Origin of the sequence: Type-D symbiont of Plautia stali (assembly GCF_001485335.1) — a bacterium.
Lineage (GTDB): Bacteria > Pseudomonadota > Gammaproteobacteria > Enterobacterales > Enterobacteriaceae > Pantoea > Pantoea vagans_C.
This window is the reverse complement of the sequence record NZ_BBOC01000002.1, coordinates 35,107-52,537: the sequence shown is the minus strand read 5'-3', so window position 1 is coordinate 52,537 and position 17,431 is coordinate 35,107. Positions and strand designations below refer to the sequence as shown.

General features: G+C 54.4%; 14 protein-coding genes. 5 read left to right on the top strand and 9 right to left on the bottom strand.

Annotated elements, in window-relative coordinates:
• Window positions 1-45: 45 nt before the first annotated feature.
• From metC to PSSD_RS00965, 4 genes are all read right to left on the bottom strand, one after another.
• A complete protein-coding gene (gene metC, locus PSSD_RS00980) occupies window positions 46-1,236 on the bottom strand; it encodes a cystathionine beta-lyase (RefSeq protein WP_058968775.1) in 1,191 nt (396 codons plus the stop codon).
• Between the two features lie 133 nt (window positions 1,237-1,369).
• Complete coding sequence (locus PSSD_RS00975; protein WP_058968772.1) at window positions 1,370-2,656, bottom strand: TRAP transporter large permease; 1,287 nt, start codon at window positions 2,654-2,656, stop codon at window positions 1,370-1,372.
• Window positions 2,657-2,671: 15 nt separating this feature from the next.
• On the bottom strand, window positions 2,672-3,178 hold the full coding sequence (locus PSSD_RS00970) for a TRAP transporter small permease (protein WP_058968769.1): 507 nt from the start codon (window positions 3,176-3,178) through the stop codon (window positions 2,672-2,674).
• A gap of 49 nt (window positions 3,179-3,227) precedes the next feature.
• Complete coding sequence (locus PSSD_RS00965) at window positions 3,228-4,205, bottom strand: TRAP transporter substrate-binding protein (RefSeq protein WP_058968766.1); 978 nt, start codon at window positions 4,203-4,205, stop codon at window positions 3,228-3,230.
• A 353-nt stretch (window positions 4,206-4,558) separates the two neighbouring features.
• On the opposite strand from PSSD_RS00965, the gene exbB reads away from it, so the two are divergent.
• The 3 genes from exbB to PSSD_RS00950 all read left to right on the top strand — a co-directional run bounded on the left by exbB (window position 4,559) and on the right by PSSD_RS00950 (window position 7,221).
• Complete coding sequence (gene exbB, locus PSSD_RS00960) at window positions 4,559-5,287, top strand: tol-pal system-associated acyl-CoA thioesterase (RefSeq protein WP_201023795.1); 729 nt, start codon at window positions 4,559-4,561, stop codon at window positions 5,285-5,287.
• Window positions 5,288-5,292: 5 nt separating this feature from the next.
• Entirely contained in the window at window positions 5,293-5,715 is a 423-nt protein-coding gene (exbD, locus tag PSSD_RS00955) for a TonB system transport protein ExbD (protein WP_039328885.1), read from the top strand.
• A 183-nt stretch (window positions 5,716-5,898) separates the two neighbouring features.
• Complete coding sequence (locus tag PSSD_RS00950; RefSeq protein ID WP_058968760.1) at window positions 5,899-7,221, top strand: MFS transporter; 1,323 nt, start codon at window positions 5,899-5,901, stop codon at window positions 7,219-7,221.
• Between the two features lie 33 nt (window positions 7,222-7,254).
• Here the strand turns inward: PSSD_RS00950 and PSSD_RS00945 are convergent, their stop codons facing one another.
• Genes PSSD_RS00945 through PSSD_RS00925 form a run of 5 tightly spaced genes read right to left on the bottom strand, consistent with a single transcriptional unit; the run spans window position 7,255 to window position 12,480 of the window.
• On the bottom strand, window positions 7,255-8,220 hold the full coding sequence (locus tag PSSD_RS00945) for a Csu type fimbrial protein (RefSeq protein ID WP_058968757.1): 966 nt from the start codon (window positions 8,218-8,220) through the stop codon (window positions 7,255-7,257).
• Window positions 8,217-10,652, bottom strand: coding sequence for a fimbria/pilus outer membrane usher protein (locus PSSD_RS00940; protein ID WP_058968754.1), 2,436 nt, complete (start codon window positions 10,650-10,652; stop codon window positions 8,217-8,219). The genes PSSD_RS00945 and PSSD_RS00940 overlap by 4 nt, the downstream gene beginning before the upstream one ends.
• On the bottom strand, window positions 10,652-11,350 hold the full coding sequence (locus PSSD_RS00935; protein ID WP_201023794.1) for a fimbrial biogenesis chaperone: 699 nt from the start codon (window positions 11,348-11,350) through the stop codon (window positions 10,652-10,654). Before PSSD_RS00935 ends, PSSD_RS00940 begins: the two co-directional genes overlap by 1 nt.
• 25 nt (window positions 11,351-11,375) lie before the next feature.
• Window positions 11,376-11,888, bottom strand: coding sequence for a Csu type fimbrial protein (locus tag PSSD_RS00930; RefSeq protein ID WP_058968748.1), 513 nt, complete (start codon window positions 11,886-11,888; stop codon window positions 11,376-11,378).
• Between the two features lie 22 nt (window positions 11,889-11,910).
• The gene (locus PSSD_RS00925) at window positions 11,911-12,480 is read right to left on the bottom strand and encodes a spore coat protein U domain-containing protein (RefSeq protein ID WP_058968745.1); all 570 of its coding nucleotides are present in this window, start codon (window positions 12,478-12,480) and stop codon (window positions 11,911-11,913) included.
• A gap of 547 nt (window positions 12,481-13,027) precedes the next feature.
• Between PSSD_RS00925 and PSSD_RS00920 the strand changes: the two genes are divergently transcribed.
• Window positions 13,028-15,130 carry a putative bifunctional diguanylate cyclase/phosphodiesterase gene (locus PSSD_RS00920; protein ID WP_058968740.1) on the top strand — a complete coding sequence of 701 codons (2,103 nt, stop codon included), beginning with the start codon at window positions 13,028-13,030 and terminating at the stop codon, window positions 15,128-15,130.
• A gap of 157 nt (window positions 15,131-15,287) precedes the next feature.
• Window positions 15,288-17,378 carry a putative bifunctional diguanylate cyclase/phosphodiesterase gene (locus PSSD_RS00915; protein ID WP_058968737.1) on the top strand — a complete coding sequence of 697 codons (2,091 nt, stop codon included), beginning with the start codon at window positions 15,288-15,290 and terminating at the stop codon, window positions 17,376-17,378.
• Window positions 17,379-17,431: the final 53 nt, after the last annotated feature.

Here is a 17,431-nt window from a genome sequence, read left to right as displayed (position 1 = left end):
GATCTCACCTATGCCACCCAGAACGGTTTAGGTTTTGTTTATTTTTTACTGCTTTAAACGGGCAAAGCCGGCTTTCAGGTCATCTAACAGGTCATCGACATGCTCAAGACCAATGTGCAACCGCACCAGCGTTCCGGTGAAGTCCACGCCGCCCACTGGGCGAATTTCTGCCAGTTCTTCCGGTTGGTTGGCTAGTATCAATGATTCATAACCGCCCCAGGAATAGGCCATGCTGAAGTGGTGGAAATGGTCGAGATAATTTGCCAACTGCTCGCGGCTCAGCTTTTCATGCAGGATAAAAGAGAAGAGTCCGCTGCTACCGTTGAAATCACGCTGCCAGAACTCATGCCCTTTGCATTGCGCTAACGCAGGGTGATTCACGCGTGCCACTTCTGGCTGTGCAGCCAGCCATTCTGCCACCTGCAAACCGCTCTCTTCATGCTGGCGCAGGCGCGTACCCAGCGTGCGCAATCCGCGGCTGGCCATATAGGCGGTATCGGCATCCACCATCTGACCCATCAGGTACGAATTCTCACGCAGCTGAGGCCAGCAACGTTCATTGGCAACGGCGGTGCCGATCATCGCATCGCTGTGGCCAATAATGTATTTGGTGCCCGCCTGGATAGAGATATCGATGCCATGCTCCATTGCGTTAAACAAGACGCCCGCCGCCCAGGTATTATCGATCATGATGATTGCGTCTGGCGCTTTAGCCCGCACCGCCGCCACGATGGCTGGGATATCCTGCACTTCCATGGTGATGGACGCGGGCGACTCAAGGAATACCACGCGCGTATTCGGCTGGACTAATTCACCGATTTCGCTGCCAATGCAGTGATCAAAATAGGTGGTGGAGACGTTCAGCTTACTGAGGATTTTTGAGCAGAAATCCTGCGTGGGTTCATACACCGCGCCGCTGACCAGAATGTGATCGCCTGCTTCAACAAAAGAAAGAATCGCGTTTGACACCGCCGCTGCACCGCAAGGATAAAGCGCGCAGCCTGCGCCGCCCTCCAGTTCCGTCATGGCGTCCTGGAACGAGAAGTGGGTGAGCGTGCCGCGACGGCCATAAAAAAGCTCACCGGATGCACGACCTGCAGTCGCACGTTTTTTGTCAGCAACGGTGTCAAAAACCAGTGACGAGGCGCGTTGAATCACGCTGTTAACTGAGCCCTGAGTGTAACGTTTGCTGCGTCCCGCGCTGACCAGCGTGGTATCAATTTTATTCGTTGCCATCACTGCCTTTCCTGACACTTACCGCAAAACATCCACGTTACCACGAAATGTCTCAGTGGGTTGACCCTGATTGTGGATTATCAGAGTCAGTCGATGAATTGGCCGGGCAAAAGCGCGTCCCTGCGATTTCGCGCTACATCACACCCATGACATGTGGCAACCAAAGCGAGAGTGCGGGCACATAGGTGATTAGCATCAGAATGAAAAACAGCGTGACATAGAAGGGCAGCATGGCTGTTACTACTTGCTCAATTTTTTGTTTACTGACGGCGCTGGCAACGAACAGCACGGTACCTACCGGCGGGGTGATCAGGCCGATACCCAGGTTGGTCATCATAATCATGCCAAAGTGTACGGGATCGATACCCAGGCTGGTGGCAACGGGCAGCAAAACAGGCGTTAAAATCAGAATAATAGGGGCCATGTCCATCAAAGTGCCGATGACCAGCAGCAACAGGTTGATGCACATCAGAATGACGTATTTATTATCAGAGATGCTGGTGAAGGCATCGGTGATCATGGTCGGCAGTTGCATAAAGGTCATCACGGCGCCAAAGCCCGCCGCAAAGGCAATCAAAACCATCACAATAGTGACGGTTTTGATGGTGCGAAACACCAGAATATGCAGCTGAGTCCATTTGAAGTCGCGATAAATAAACATGGTGACAAAAAACGCCCACAGGCAGGCTATCGCAGCCGATTCTGAAGCGGTAAAAATGCCGGAAAGAATGCCTCCCAAAATAATGACGATGGTAAAGAGTCCCCAGAACGCATCGAAGAAGATTTTCACTGCCTGACGCAATGGAATCGCTTCACCTTTGGGATAACCACGCTTGCGTGCGAACGCCAGGCACATCACCATCAGACAGAATCCCAGCATCAGCCCTGGGATAATGCCCGCGACAAACAATGAGGATATGGTGACCACGCCACCGGTGGCCAGCGAATAGATAACGGAGTTATGGCTTGGCGGCGTTAATACTGCCTGCACCGAACCGCTGGCGGTCACGGCGGCCGCAAAGTCCCTCGGGTAACCTTTTTGCTCCATTTGCGGAATCATCACCGATCCGATCGAGGCGGTATCGGCCACTGACGATCCTGAAATCGCGCCAAAAAATGTCGATGCTACGATGTTCACCAACGACAATCCTCCGCGGATAAAACCCACGAAGATATAGGCAAAGTTGACCAGGCGTCGGGCAATCCCTCCTTCAGCCATGATCGCCCCGGCTAAAATGAAGAACGGAATGGTGAGAAGTGAAAATTTATTGACTCCGTTGGTGATTTGAATCACCACGGCTTCCAGTGGCAAATCGATCCACCAGGCGCCAATAAAGGCGGCAAAGCCCACGGCAAAAGCTACCGGAAAGCCGACCAACAACAGCAACACCAAACTACCAACCAGAATATAAGCATCCATTTTAGTGCTCCGAATTTAGTGTGTACCGCCCATCGTTACCAGCGGACGCTGACTTTGGTCGCCATTTAGTATTCGCTCGATCACAAACAGCAAGGTAAACAGCGCGCCGATGGGAATGGGCAGATACATCTCTCCATACGTCACAGCAGGCAAGGCCGCCAGCGGTTGAATCCACATGGCATCGCACAAGCTGTAGCTGGCCTGCAGCAGGATTAAGCACACCGCAATTAGCAGCAGGTTACATAGCCGTTGCGCCCATTTTTGGCCTGTTTCGGAAAGGCGATCGGTCACCATCGAGACACAAATGTGTGTGCCAGCCCGCAGCCCAACGGGCGCGCCAATAAAGGTAAAGATGATCATACAGACGATAGCGACCGGCTCCGGCCATGAGAGGGCACCGTTCAGCACATAGCGCGCGAAGATACCAATGGGAATCACTGCGACCATGATTAACAGCGCTACCGCAGCGATGCCCATGCACAACAGATAGAGCCCATCCATCAAACGGGAATATGCATTCATGCTTCGTTACCTGAACAAGGCGCCACGCGGTCGCGTGGCGCTGAGAGGGTTATTTCACATCAGCAATCTGTCTCATCAGATCCTGATAATTGCCACCGAACTGGTCACGTACCGGCTGTGTGGCTTTCATAAAGTAGTCGCGGTTGGTGTCCTGGAATGTCACGCCGCCGGCTTTCATTTTCTCCACCGACTGCGCGGTGTAAGTGGCCCACAGCTGGCGCTCTTCATCCTGCGCTTCTTTGCCGAGTTTCTTCAGCAACGCCTGATCTTCTGCGGAGAGTCGTCCCCATGAGGCTTTAGAGAACAGGATCATCTCAGGCTGAATAAAATGGCCGCTTAGGGTGTAGTACTTCGCCACGGGCAGATAGTTGTGGGCGACAAAAGTCGGAGGATTGTTCTCTGTGCCATCCACCACGCCGGTTTGCATGGCGCTGAACACTTCACTGACGCCCATAGCCACAGGGTTAGCGCCCATAGCTTTCAGGGTGGCGAGTGAAATGGCACTGTTTTGTACGCGAATTTTCATCCCCTGCAAATCTTCGGGTTTGGTGATGGGTTTTTTTGTGATCATGTTGCGTGTGCCCGCATCGGTCCAGCCGAGGAACACCATGCGCGTGCGGGGGTCGTTATCGAATTTCTCGACAATCTGTTTGCCGATATCGCCATCCAGCACTTTGTGCATATGGTCTTCATCGCGGAATACATAGGGCAGAGTCAGCACACTAGTTTCAGGGGCGATGGTAGTGACAGGAGCCAGAGAGACGCGAATCATATCAATCGCGCCAAGCTGAACCTGTTGTAGCGTTTGATCCTCATCGCCGAGTACCCCCCCGGCGTAAACCTTCAGCTCCAATCGCCCTTGAGTTGCTTCTTTTAACTTATCGCCCATATGTTGCAGAGCGACCACGGTGGGATACCCGGCGGGCTGTACTTCCGCGACTTTTAACACTTTGGCTTGAGCGCCACTCGCCAGCAGCATAACCAGAGAAGAGATTGCAATTGTGAGTTGTCGTTTTTTAGGCGTCATTATTATTGCTCCAGCTTGATGATCATAAGAGGTGTCAGACACACCACAATCGGGAAGGGCTGGCTCAGAATAGAGAAATTGTGCTGACTAAAAAGTGGTCAAATGTTGATTGAATGAAATGCATCACATTTTGAAACGATGTTTTAATAATTTTTCAATTAATGTCACATTTGTAAAACATCAGCCGCGATATCCATAAATACCGTATAAATTGTTGGAAATTGACGCAATAATCGTTTGTAAATAGTAATGAGAACTACTATCACTTCGGTCAATTTTTTTGCTATGATCCGCGCTTCAATCGTGAACTGTGCAACAGAAGTTGGAGACGCAGCGTGGTAGCCAGTGATTTGATGCAAACGGACCTCTCCGTTTGGGGCATGTATCAGCATGCCGATATCGTGGTAAAAATTGTGATGATTGGCCTGTTACTGGCCTCGGTTGTCACCTGGGCGATTTTCTTCGGCAAGTTTGCTGAGCTGAGCGGGGCGAAACGTCGCCTGAAACGCGAACAGCAGGCACTGGGCGAAGCACGATCGCTCGATGATGCTTACCGCGCCGCCGAAAGCTTTAAAAGTAACAGCCACAGTGCTGTGCTGCTGAATGATGCACAAAACGAGCTGGAACTCTCAGCGGGTGCCGACGATCTTGATGGTATCAAGGAGCGCACCAGCTTCCGCCTTGACCGTCGCGTTGCGGCATTCAGCCGTCATGCCGGTCGTGGTAATGGATTCCTTGCCACTATCGGTTCTGTTGCGCCATTTATCGGTCTGTTTGGTACCGTGTGGGGCATCATGAACAGCTTTATCGGTATCGCTAAAACGCAGACGACGAACCTCGCCGTTGTGGCGCCGGGCATCGCAGAAGCGCTGCTGGCCACCGCCATTGGTCTGGTTGCTGCTATCCCTGCGGTGGTGATTTACAACGTTTTCGCCCGCATGATTGCCAGCTACAAAGCCTCATTGGGTGATGTGGCCGCTCAGGTGATGCTGCTGCAAAGCCGCGATCTGGACCTCGGTAACGTGGATACTGCGAAAGAAGCGACCCGTCCGGCGGCGGCACAGAAACTGCGCGTAGGATAAGTATTATGGCGATGCGTTTAAACGATGACTCGGTAGGCGATGGCGAAATGCATGAAATCAACGTGACGCCGTTTATCGACGTTATGTTGGTTCTGCTGATCATCTTTATGGTCGCCGCGCCATTAGCCACGGTGGATGTGCGCGTTAACCTGCCTGCTTCCACCAGCGCACCGCAACCGCGTCCGGAAAAACCGGTCTATCTGTCTATCAAAGAAGATAAGCAGATTTACATCGGTAACGATGCGGTCACCAAAGAAACCCTGGTGAATGCGCTGACGGCACAAACCGAAGGCAACAAAGAGACCACCATCTTCTTCCAGGCTGATAAGTCAGTGGATTACGAAACGCTGATGAGCGTGATGGATCAACTGCGTGAAGCGGGTTATCTGAAGATTGGATTGATGGGTATGGAGACGGTGAAGAAATAATTCACCTTTCTCATCACCCCCGAGGGCCGCTATTCACAGCGGCCCTTTTTATTTGCCTCGCCATTCTAATGTTAATTTCTTGTTACCTTTGGTCTCACTTTTGTAAACTGCAATGGTGAAGCCGATCACATCTATTCCTGACGTATCCGGTTAAAACGGAAGAAAAACCCCAGGAAGATCAATATGAGTGCGAGCCAGTCTTTACAAAAGCCATCGCAAGGCGGTGCCAAAACCATCTTTAGTGTCACCAGCGGTAATTTCCTTGAAATGTACGATTTCATGGTATTTGGTTATTACGCGACGGCGATTGCTAAAACCTTTTTCCCCGGAGATGACCCTTTCGCCTCACTGATGCTCACTTTGATGACCTTCGGTGCGGGCTTCCTGATGCGCCCCCTTGGCGCGATTATTCTTGGTGCTTACATTGACCATCACGGTCGCCGCAAAGGACTGTTGCTGACGCTGGGGCTGATGGCGTTGGGTACGCTGACGATTGCCCTGGTGCCCGGTTATGCCACTTTGGGAGCCGCCGCGCCGATTCTGATTTTGCTGGGGCGTCTGCTGCAAGGCTTCTCTGCGGGTGTCGAATTAGGCGGTGTGTCCGTTTATCTGGCCGAAGTCGCGCCGAAAGGGCGCAAGGGCTTCTATGTCAGCTGGCAGTCTGGCAGCCAGCAAGTGGCGGTGATCTTCGCTGCACTGCTGGGGCTTGGCCTGAACCATCTGCTGGCGAAGGATGCGGTCACCGAGTGGGGCTGGCGTATTCCGTTTGTGGTCGGTTGTATGATTGTGCCGTTCCTGTTCTGGATCCGTCGCATGCTGGAAGAGACCGAGGCGTTTAGCCAGCGTAAGCATCACCCTTCGATGGGCCAGATTATGCGCTCAGTGGGGCAGAACTGGGCTCTGGTGCTGGCGGGGATGCTGATGGTGGTGACTACCACTGTGATGTTCTACATGATCACCGCGTTCACCCCGACCTTTGGCAAAACCGTGTTGATGATGAGTGATGAGCAGAGCTTTATGGTGACGCTGTTTGTCGGCATCTCCAACTTGATCTGGCTGCCGGTGATGGGGTCACTATCGGATCGGATTGGCCGTCGTCCCTTGCTGATCACCTTTACCATTCTGATGATCCTGACGACCTGGCCGGTACTGCACTGGTTGGTGGGTTCACCGAGTTTTGCGCATCTTGTTGAAGCCGAACTGTGGTTGTCCTTCCTGTATGCCAGCTATAACGGTGCGATGGTGGTGTATCTGGCTGAAATCATGCCAGCGGAAGTGCGCGCGTCTGGTTTCTCGCTGGCTTACAGCCTGGCAACAGCCTTGTTTGGTGGTTTTACGCCAGCCGTTTCCAGCTATCTGATCCATGCCACCGGTGATAAAGCGATGCCTGGCGTCTGGCTGTCGTTTGCCGCGGTATGTGGATTGATTGGCACGCTGTTAATTGGCCGTATGGTGAAGCAGTATCAGGCACGCCACAGCGGTTCGCCAGTGAGTGCATCCTTGTAACATCCGGGCGGCCATAAGGCCGCCTTTACCTCTCTAAAACGATAAATCCACCACCACACTATCGGTATAGCTGCCTGCGGCAGGGGTATTCTGCGTGGTCAGAATCTGCGCCGTGTAGGTGAAATTGCGCGTGATGAGATCGCTGTTCAGCGATGTCGCGCTTGCGCTACTCCAGCGATCGGTGCCCGTTGGTCCCCAGCGGGTGGTGGTGGTGGTGCCTTTATAGATGTCATAGGCCAGCCGGTTAGTGCCGCTCGCCATCTGGCGTGTCGTGCCGCTGTAATAACTGCCGTTGCTCAGGCCCACCGTGAAGGTACTGCCTTTCGAACACACCACGTTGATGGTTTGCTGCACGGTAGAGAAACTGCCGACCAGCGGGGCACTGCCGAAACTGACGTTGGGTGCGGTGATGGTGGTGCAATCGTTGGTGATGACCATATTGACCGCAAACGTCATCGCTGTACCTGTGCTGGTTTGCACGGTGCCAACGCACAAACCCGCTACGTTAAGCCCCGCACAGACCGTGTAGCTTACGGTTATCGTCACCATCGTGGTGTAACTGCCTGCCGCCACCACCTGTCCCGGTACGGTGCGGAAATAGAGTGGAATGTTGAAGTTCAGGCTGTTCCCCAAACCCAGCAGTAGCGAAGAACTCCAGGTATATTTCCCACCCTGTTGCAGTTCAGTGGCGCAGGCGCTGTCGATGCATATCTGAAACGGGATAGTATCGGTGCCGATACTGCCGGTTTTCAACGCTGCGCGCGTGCCACTCAGATAGGTTGAGGTGGTAAAGGTGTAGGCCACATTATCGGTGCCCAGCAGCGACAAGGTGCCTGAACCACAGTTAACGTTGGTGATGGTTGAAGTGCTCTGCGCGGTTGAGCCGACGGCAAAGGTGGTAACAGAACCAAAGGTCGCCGTCGGTGCCGATAAGCTACACAGCGCGTAGCTGGTACCCGGCAGAATAAACAGCGCCAGCAACAAAAGTAGCTTTCTCATGGTGAAATCCCTGACTGTGAATTATTGGCCGTACTAATTGCTGATCCCGGCGGTGGCGGTGGCAGCGCACAGGTGAGCGGCCCGTAAGTTTCCAGCGCTTTGGGCTGGCCACCCTCAATGGTCAGCGTGGTGTCGCACGTGCGGCCATCCGGTGTGACCACGTGAATGGGGTTCTCGGCGCTGAGATCCTCCATCCACACAATCCCGTCCCAGCCAACATATTCGGTCGCCTGGCTGGGACGTAAAATCTGGCTGGAGATAGGGATCGGCTGACCGTTGCTGTCGTGCAGCACCACGCTGGCAGCACGCAGACGCTCGACCGGGAAGTGCAGCAGATAACCGCTTTTCCGTTTCACCGCGAAGCGTTGTTCCACTTTGGGTGCGGTCCGGTCAGCAGGTAAATCCAGGGTATCAAGATCGTATTTCGCGCCGTAATAACTGCTGATCGAGGGCACCAGCAAATAGCCCTCTTTATCGGTGCGCCCCATTGACTGGTTCTCATAGCGCACCGTTACATCCGGATAATCGGTTTTCACCACCACAAAGGCATCGTTGATATCGTTGGCGGCGAAGACGCGATTATCCATCAGCACCAGTGATCCCGTTAAATCTGCCCACTGCGTGGTGTTGTCGTTATCCCCGTAGAAACCGGCAGAGGTATCAATTTTGTTGTTGCGATAGCGCAGGCTCGCCTGGCGATAATCTCCGCTATCGCCGCCCTGATTGGCCCACGCGGCATCGTAAGCAAACCCGCCGTCCGTTGGCATGGCGCGTGAAACGTAGACGCGCTGGTTATTGCGGCCTTGCTGATCACGTTCATAGCTGACCGAGGCGCTGCTCTGCTCACCGAAGGGAATGACGAGGGAAATCGCGCCGCTCCAGTCGCCTTGTTCCTGATCGCGGCTGGCCGAGATATACAGGCTGCTGTTGCCCCAGAGATTCTTACTCCATGACAGGTTCCACAGTCGGGTGCGGTCGCCCGATCCGCCAGCGATATCAAAGTAAGCCAGGCCAAGACTGCCGTATTGGTTAAGGGAGACGCTGGCCGTATATTGCGCGCTGCGCCGTGCCAGCGAGTAACTGGTATTGGCGCTGTCACCACGGCTGCCGACCAGGGCCAGGTTGCCGAAATCAGCCGTTCGCAGCGTGTGTTGCGTCCCTAAACTGAACCAGCTGTTGTTGTACTGATAGCCCCAGCTGTATTGCGTGCCCGGTTTGCCCTCCATCTGGCTCTGCGCCAGTGCACCGTTCACCACGCCCCAACTGCCAATCTTCACTAATCCTCCGGCTCCCCCCATCGCCACGCTGTCGCTGCCCTCGGCATGGCTCTCTAATGTCAGCCAGTCGGTTAAGCCATAACGATAAGAGCCGCTGGCGGCTGCCGCCCCGTAATCGAAGTTTTGCAGACCGTAGTTTTCGCGAATCGCACCGGCAGAGAAGGAGTAATCGGATAAGCCCTGACGCAACAAACTGCTGGAAACATAAAACGGCAGCGTGGTCGTCACCTGGCGCCCCACGGCATCGGTAGTGGTGATCACCGCATCGCCCGCACCATTAACAAACGGGACATTGGTAAGTGACCAAGGGCCGGGTTGCACATTGGCCTGGGTGCTGCGATAGCCGTTGATAAACAGATCAACCGACGAGGGAACGGCTGCCTGGCCAGAAAATGCGGGCAGGGGATAGGTCACCAGATCAGGGCGCACGCTGAAATCACGTGCGATCTGCACCCCGCCAAGACGCACGCTGTTGCTCCAGCTTAGCGCGTCAGTGACCAAATCCCCGGCGCGCCAGCTGATGGCATCATTTTCATCTTCGTTACTGAACCAGGTGTCATAGCGGATATAGCCCTCTTGCTGACCGCTCACGCCACCTTCTAACTGCTGGGTGTAAACCCCGTTGGTGGAGAACTGTCCCACGGGACCGAAGAAGCGCAACTCGTTCCAGCTGGAAAGGCGCGAACCTGCGTTATCGGTGCGCGTCGCGTAGAAATCGTAATTGAGTAAGGCACCGTTGCTGGAGCGCCCTGGGTAGCGCGGACCCCGCTGATCTTTGCCAATCACCTGGCCTGGCAGCCATGCGGGTGGAACCGTCAGCAGCAAGCGTTGGCGACGCTCGTCGTAATCCACCTTCACGTCCGCCAGTTTATTGATATCGACTTGCTGGCCCTGCAGCTTCTCGGCGGGAATACCTGCGCGTTGTAAATCGCCGCTGCGTACCCAGAAATCTCCGTTTTTACGCTCGACCGGTACGATGTCACCACGATCGCTCTGGTTAACCACCAGCTCCAGCATATATTGCTGGCCGCTGGCGTTATTTTCCATGGCAGGCGGGGGCGGCAGCTCGGAGAAAGTTTCCGCGCCGCTGGTCAGGGGACTGAGACAGAGTACGCTGGCAACGGCGAGCGCACAGGGATGCAGCGTAAACCTCATTAGCGCGCGGCCGCGCTGCTCCAGTGGACTTTATTCACCTCGGCCGATAGCTCGCCACTCACGCTACTGGTTAACGGCCAGCGGTTGCTGCTGTTGGCGAGCACATAACCGAACAAGCCATTCCCGAGGCGACGACCACCAACAGTGACGTTACTTAACCGCGCATGGCCATTACCCCGGTTAGTGAGTTCTAGCCAGCGTCTGCCACCGCTGTCAATTTGTTGCCAGCTGAGTTGCGGTTTCGCACTGTCGCTGGTGACGCCGTTACCGTAGACAAACAGCGGGACCGAATAGCGCATCTGGAAGGTCAGCCCCGCCTGGTTCTCTCCTGGGGTTCGCGGTGTAGGGATCTCATCCAGCACCACGCGGTAGGACATTTCACGCCCAGCTTCGGGTGGCGTTTGTTTGATCAAACGAACCAACTGTTTCTGACCCGGCTCCAGGCGCACCATGGGTGGGCTCGCCACCACCTGCTGCTGGGTTTGATACTGCTCCTGACCGCCGACTTGCAGCCAACTGAAAATGCGAACCTGCATGATCGTGGTGGCGTTGCCGCGGTTTTCCAGCCACAGTTCGCTGGCCTTATCTTCAGGGTTAATCGCCGGATCGATCGGCCAAATCATCAGCGAATTGGCCGCGTGGGCGACGGGGATTAGGGCCATGACAAACAACAGTAACAGGGCGCGCAGGTTCATGATTATTCATCCTTCTTTAATACTTCCATCACCAACTCAGTGTGACGGTTAAGGTGTCGGTATAAGTCCCGGCGCGCGTCGGGCCGGGCAGCGTTAACAGGCCGTAAATCGGCAAAGTGATGTTATTAGCGTTGCTATAGCTCAATGCCACAGCCGTATTCACCGGTATCGCGGTGGTATGCGCCGCATTGGTGTACAGGCTATAAGCCACGGTGTTGGTGTTACCGGAGACTTTAAGGTTGCGGGTGGTGGTGTAATTGCTGCCGCCGTTAATACTCATGCTCACGGCGGTGCCTGGCGTACAGGCGAGGGTGATAGTGGTGCTTTGCACATAGCTGGCGCTGACACTGCTCGACGCCACGCCAGACTGTGTGCCGAAATTAAGCGTGCCAAAAACCCCGGTATTGGTACCGGAAACCACACAGCCTGCCACCACTGACGCAGAGACCTGAAACGTTGCCGTTGGCAACGCCCAGGCGGAGACACTCCCTATCAGCAGGGCCAGGCCGCCCACACTGTGCACCCAACGCACCACGGCCACCCTGATTACCCCAACCGATCCCTTAGTAATTCACCGCCACGTTGATGGTATCGGTATAGGTTCCCGCTGGAATGAGCGGGTTAAAGCCACCCCCAACCACACGACCATAGATGGCGTAATTGGTGCCCAATGTTGGGTCGGTGGTGCCGCTGGCCGCAATGTTGGTGTTATTGGCAATCGCGGTAGTGAACGCGGCGTCGCTGTACAGGGTGTAAGCAATACCTTGGGTGTTATCGGAACCGAGAATTAAATAGCGCGGCTGACCACTCACAGTGCCATAGATGGTGGCAGGAGCGGCATTACTGCTGGTGACCTGCACGTTAAAGGTTTGGCCGGTGGTGCAGCGCACATAAATACCGTTACCTGATGCACCTACTAAGGTGGCGTTTAAGGTATCAAAGGTGGCAGCACTGCTACCAAAGTTCAGGGTACCGAAGTTGACACCGGTAGTGGCAGACTGACCATTCACCAGACAACCGGTGGTGAGGGTCAATGTGGCATTGATAGTTCCCGTTGTGGTGGCGGCAAAAGCAGCGGTGGGGGCGAGCGTGACGCTCAGGCTGGAAGCCAAAAGAAAAAGCTTGAGTTTCATAATCATTCCTTACTGATTATCCAATGTCATTGCTTTTTCACCTGGTGATTCATTTATGTAACGAATCCGAATTCAAACAAGAGCCGCGATCGGCTGCACTTCGTAAGTGCCCGTCACCTAGGAATATTCTTAGATTGTGGGTTTATGATTTATATCAGTTTTCTTTACTATAGATCAGCAATTCAGCAGTTGTGATGCTGCGCTTAGTTTTTTCACTAATCAATTCACACTTTTCGCCGATAACTCAGTGACTACGAGGGGTAGCGACCTGTTAAAAAAACTAAACAACGAGTGATTTAACCCTCTACCGCGTCTCACGGTTCAATGCTATGTTCGTGTATTAATCAGATATTATTAATTTTTCTGACTGCGACAGATGATGAAAATAAAAAACACAGCGCGGTGATTCCAGAATTGTCTGGATCGGCTCCTTTCTCTGCCTCACTGCATGCGGTCATTAATCGCCCTTAATCGATGTTCGAATACTCTTTGACCTTTTTTGACGATACAGCACCTGCTCCGCAGCGGGCTGAGCTTAGGAGCGCACATGCTGCTGGTTACCTGGGATAGCGTTCTGGTTATGGTTTCACTGATTGTGGCCTTTATCGCCGCGTTTACCGCGCTGGACACGGCTGGACGCGTTGCGGTTTCGCGCGGCTGCCTGGCGAAGATGTGGCTCGTGGGCGGCGGCACCGCGATGGGCATTGGTATCTGGGCGATGCACTTCATCGGTATGTTGGCGATGATGATGCCAATGACCATGCGCTACGACATCCCCCTCACGGTCATTTCCCTGGTGGTGGCGATCCTTGCCTCCATTTTTGCCTTTGCGCAGGGCGTCCAGGGCAGCCATCTGACCCGTCGTCGGCTGATACGTGGCACCCTGATACTCGGCAGTGGCGTGGTGATGATGCACTATCTTGGCATGAACGCCTTGATGATTGAGCCCGCGATACGCTGGAATACGTTGTTAGTCGCGGTGTCGGTGTTCATTGCCTACGCTGCCTCTGGCGCAGCATTGTGGCTGGCTTTTCATCTGCGTCAGGGCGAAAGCGTGCTGATGATGCGCGTCTGTGCTGCGTTGGTGATGGGCATTGCCATTGCAGGCATGCACTACACCGGCATGGCGGCGGCGGAGTACAGCATGCCGAGCACCATGATGCAGCATCACGGCGTCAGTGAAGATGGGCTGGCGGTGTGGGTGACCATTATTACGCTCTCCATTCTGGGTTTAACGCTGTTAGTATCGATGCTGGATGCGCAACTGCGTGCCGCGCGTCTGGCTGCCAAACTCAAACGTGCTAACAATGAACTGCGTCAGTTGGCGATGCATGACAATCTCACCACGCTGCCTAACCGCGTACTGCTGGAGCAGCAGCTCAACGAGCAAATCAAGCAGGCGACTTTACAAGATCAAACCTTTGCGCTGATGTTCATGGATCTCGATGGCTTTAAAGCCGTCAACGATACCTGGGGACATCATGTGGGTGATCGTTTGTTGATTGCGGTGGCAGAGCGGCTGCGCGTGCAGCTGAGTGATGACATTTTCCTTTCCCGACTCGGCGGTGACGAATTCGTGCTGCTGTGTCCGCAATACAACGCTTTGCAAGCTTCAGCCTTGGCGCAAAGGTTGGTCAATACCATCGATTTACCCTTTGAGCTGGATCGCTACTCGCTGCGCGTGTCGTTGAGTGTCGGTATCGTCACCTTCCCCGAACACGGTCGTAGCCAGCAGGAGATGATGTTCAACGCCGACTCTGCCATGTATCACACCAAACACAGTGGCCGAAACGGCTGGTGCTTATTTGAACCGGTAATGAGCGCCACGGCACAACATCAGTTGGCCTTGGCCAATGACCTGTGGAATGCGCTGGAGTATCAGGAAATGTGCCTGTTCTATCAGCCAAAATTCCGCGCGGGCGGCACGGTGTTGATGGGCTTTGAGGCACTGTTGCGCTGGCAGCATCCCCGCCGAGGTTTGCTAATGCCCGATATGTTCCTGCCGCGAGCGGAAAAAACCGGACAAATCGTCGCGCTGGGTAACTGGGTGATCAATGAAGCCTGCCGTCAGTTAAAACAGTGGCACAGCGAAGGCAACAGCGACTGGAGCGTGTCAGTGAACCTCTCTGCGCTGCAATTTCACCAGCGAGATTTGATCGACAGTCTGCGCCTGGCACTACAACGCCATCAGTTGCCGGAAGGGGCGCTGATGCTGGAGATTACCGAAAACATTGCCATGCGCGACCCGCAATTTAGCCAGCAGCGCATTGCCGAACTGCATCGCCTGGGGGTGAAAGTCGCGATTGATAACTTTGGTATTGGTTATGCCAATCTGCTGCATCTTAAGCACCTGGAAGCCAGTGAACTAAAAATTGACCGTGCTTTTGTGAATAGCCTGCGGGCCGACAGTGAAGACGCCACGGTAGTGAGCGCGATGCTGACGCTGGCACAAAGCCTGAACCTGCGCATGGTCGCGGAAGGGGTCGAAACCGAGGAGCAGCAACGTTTACTCACCGGACTGGGTTTTGACACCTTACAAGGTTATTTGTTGGGTAAACCGACACCCGCAGAGCGCATTGGTGAATTTACCGCTGCGCTTAATATGCCGCTGCCCTTTGCCGATAACGTCATGCCACTGGCAGGCGCATAACAAACAATTTTTATTTTCTTCCACATCGGAAGGTTTCATCGTTCAAAGACTCAAATCGGCAGTGATCCTGCCGATAATTTCAACAATAAAACCAATAGCCTTCATTTTCTTTCATAACACCACAGCTGATTTAACGGCTTTAACTTGGGAAATCACTATGTTAGTGACTTCGTATGATTCGTTTACCGTGATCGTCTCGATTCTGGTGGCGATGCTGGCCTCGTTTACCGCATTAGATATGGCGGGACGCGTGGCCTCCTCAACCGGCAAGGTGGCGCTGGTTTGGTTGTTGGGCGGTGGATTCGCCATGGGCGTTGGCATCTGGGCGATGCACTTTATCGGCATGCTGTCGATGAGTCTCGACATGGTGATGAGCTACGATCCGATGCTGACGGTGACCTCCATGGTGGTCGCCATTCTGGCCTCGATCTTTGCCCTGTGGCTGGTCTGTTCCTCAGCGGATTTACCCTGGAAACGCTTAGCGGGCGGCGCCTTCGTGCTCGGTTCTGGCGTTGTGGCGATGCACTATACCGGCATGGCGGCCCTGATGTTCGCGCCAGGTATCACCTGGAACTGGAATTGGGTAGCGGCTTCGGTGGTGATTGCCATGGTGGCCTCTGGCGCGGCATTGTGGTTGGCCTTCAACCTGCGCGAAGGTCACGGGCGCGTCACCCTGTTGCGTCTGGGTGCATCGGTGGTGATGGGCTGCGCGATAGCCGGTATGCACTACACCGGTATGGCGGCGGCGTCTTTCCCGATGCACAGTCACGCGACGCATATGGGCGTTAACAGCAACTGGCTGGCGATTGTGGTTACCGTCGTCACCCTGGCAATTCTGGGTATCACGTTACTGGTGTCGATGCTTGACGCCCGCCTGCAGGCGCGCACCTCGATCCTGGCGCACTCCCTTGCCGAAGCCAACCGTGAACTGGCACAGCTGGCGCTACACGATAACCTGACGCGTCTGCCCAACCGCATACTGCTGGAGGATCGTCTGGAGCAATCCATCAACAAAGCCAACCGTGAAAAATCACAGTTTGCCTTGATGTTTATGGATCTGGATGGCTTCAAAGCGGTCAATGACGCCTTTGGACACCACGTGGGAGACAATCTGCTGATCGCCGTGGCCGAACGCATGATTGGCCAGATGAAAGGGCACTTCACGCTGGCGCGCATGGGCGGCGATGAGTTTGTACTGCTGATTGAAATCGACGATCCCAACGATGCGGCAGCCGTGGCGGATGCCCTGGTGAAAGCGGTGGACCGTCCGTTTGATATCTCCCGCTATGAGTTAATGGTCTCGCTGAGTATCGGTATCGCGGTCTATCCTGGCGATGGTAAAGATGATCGCGAGCTGATGTTCAATGCCGATGCCGCGATGTACCACACCAAAAACAACGGTCGTAACGGATACAACTTCTTCCAGCCATCAATGAATACGCTGGCGCAGTCACAGCTGCAGTTGAATAACGACCTGTGGCAGGCGTTGGATAATGGCGAACTGCGTTTGTTCTACCAGCCGAAATACTGCGCGCCCAGTGGCCCAATTATCGGTTTTGAAGCGCTGTTACGCTGGCAACATCCGACTCGCGGTTTACTGGCACCGGACACATTCCTGCCGATGGCCGAGAAGACCGGCATGATTATTAATATCGGCAACTGGGTGATTGATGAGGCTTGCCGTCAGCTGCACAGCTGGCATCTGCAGGGCCATCCGCACTGGTCGGTGGCGGTGAATCTCTCTGCGCTGCAATTTGAGCAGTGCAATCTGGTGGAGACTGTCACGCAGGCGCTGACAAAGCATAAGATTCCCGCTGAACTGCTGACGCTGGAAGTGACCGAAACCACGGCAATGCGCGATCCGGAAGAGAGTGTGCGCATCCTGACCGAGTTGACCAATATGGGTGTCAAAGCCTCAATCGATGACTTTGGTACCGGTTATTCCAGTTTGCTCTACCTTAAGCGCCTTCCCGCGAGCGAGCTGAAAATCGACCGCGCGTTCGTTAATGAACTGCAGGCCAAATCGGAAGATGCCACCATTGTGTCTGCCATTGTGGCACTGGCGCAGTCACTGGACCTCAAAGTGGTGGCCGAAGGGGTGGAGACTCAGGAGCAGCAAGCGTTCCTGACTGGCCTCGGCTGCGATACGTTGCAAGGCTATCTGCTCGGCAAGCCGGTACCGCCAGAGCGCGTTAACGAGCTGGCCAATTTTGTAGAGGAAGAGCTGGAGTTGGTGCGGCTGCCGTAGACTTCGCTGGTGCGGTATTTCGGTCAATGCGGGTATTTAAGCGGTTTTTGGTC

Coding starts and splice junctions, on each gene's coding strand:
- metC (WP_058968775.1), bottom strand. CDS start 1,236: ATGGCAACGAATAAAATTGATACCACGCTGGTCAGCGCGGGACGCAGC.
- PSSD_RS00975 (WP_058968772.1), bottom strand. CDS start 2,656: ATGGATGCTTATATTCTGGTTGGTAGTTTGGTGTTGCTGTTGTTGGTC.
- PSSD_RS00970 (WP_058968769.1), bottom strand. CDS start 3,178: ATGAATGCATATTCCCGTTTGATGGATGGGCTCTATCTGTTGTGCATG.
- PSSD_RS00965 (WP_058968766.1), bottom strand. CDS start 4,205: ATGACGCCTAAAAAACGACAACTCACAATTGCAATCTCTTCTCTGGTT.
- exbB (WP_201023795.1), top strand. CDS start 4,559: ATGCAAACGGACCTCTCCGTTTGGGGCATGTATCAGCATGCCGATATC.
- exbD (WP_039328885.1), top strand. CDS start 5,293: ATGGCGATGCGTTTAAACGATGACTCGGTAGGCGATGGCGAAATGCAT.
- PSSD_RS00950 (WP_058968760.1), top strand. CDS start 5,899: ATGAGTGCGAGCCAGTCTTTACAAAAGCCATCGCAAGGCGGTGCCAAA.
- PSSD_RS00945 (WP_058968757.1), bottom strand. CDS start 8,220: ATGAGAAAGCTACTTTTGTTGCTGGCGCTGTTTATTCTGCCGGGTACC.
- PSSD_RS00940 (WP_058968754.1), bottom strand. CDS start 10,652: ATGAGGTTTACGCTGCATCCCTGTGCGCTCGCCGTTGCCAGCGTACTC.
- PSSD_RS00925 (WP_058968745.1), bottom strand. CDS start 12,480: ATGAAACTCAAGCTTTTTCTTTTGGCTTCCAGCCTGAGCGTCACGCTC.
- PSSD_RS00920 (WP_058968740.1), top strand. CDS start 13,028: ATGCTGCTGGTTACCTGGGATAGCGTTCTGGTTATGGTTTCACTGATT.
- PSSD_RS00915 (WP_058968737.1), top strand. CDS start 15,288: ATGTTAGTGACTTCGTATGATTCGTTTACCGTGATCGTCTCGATTCTG.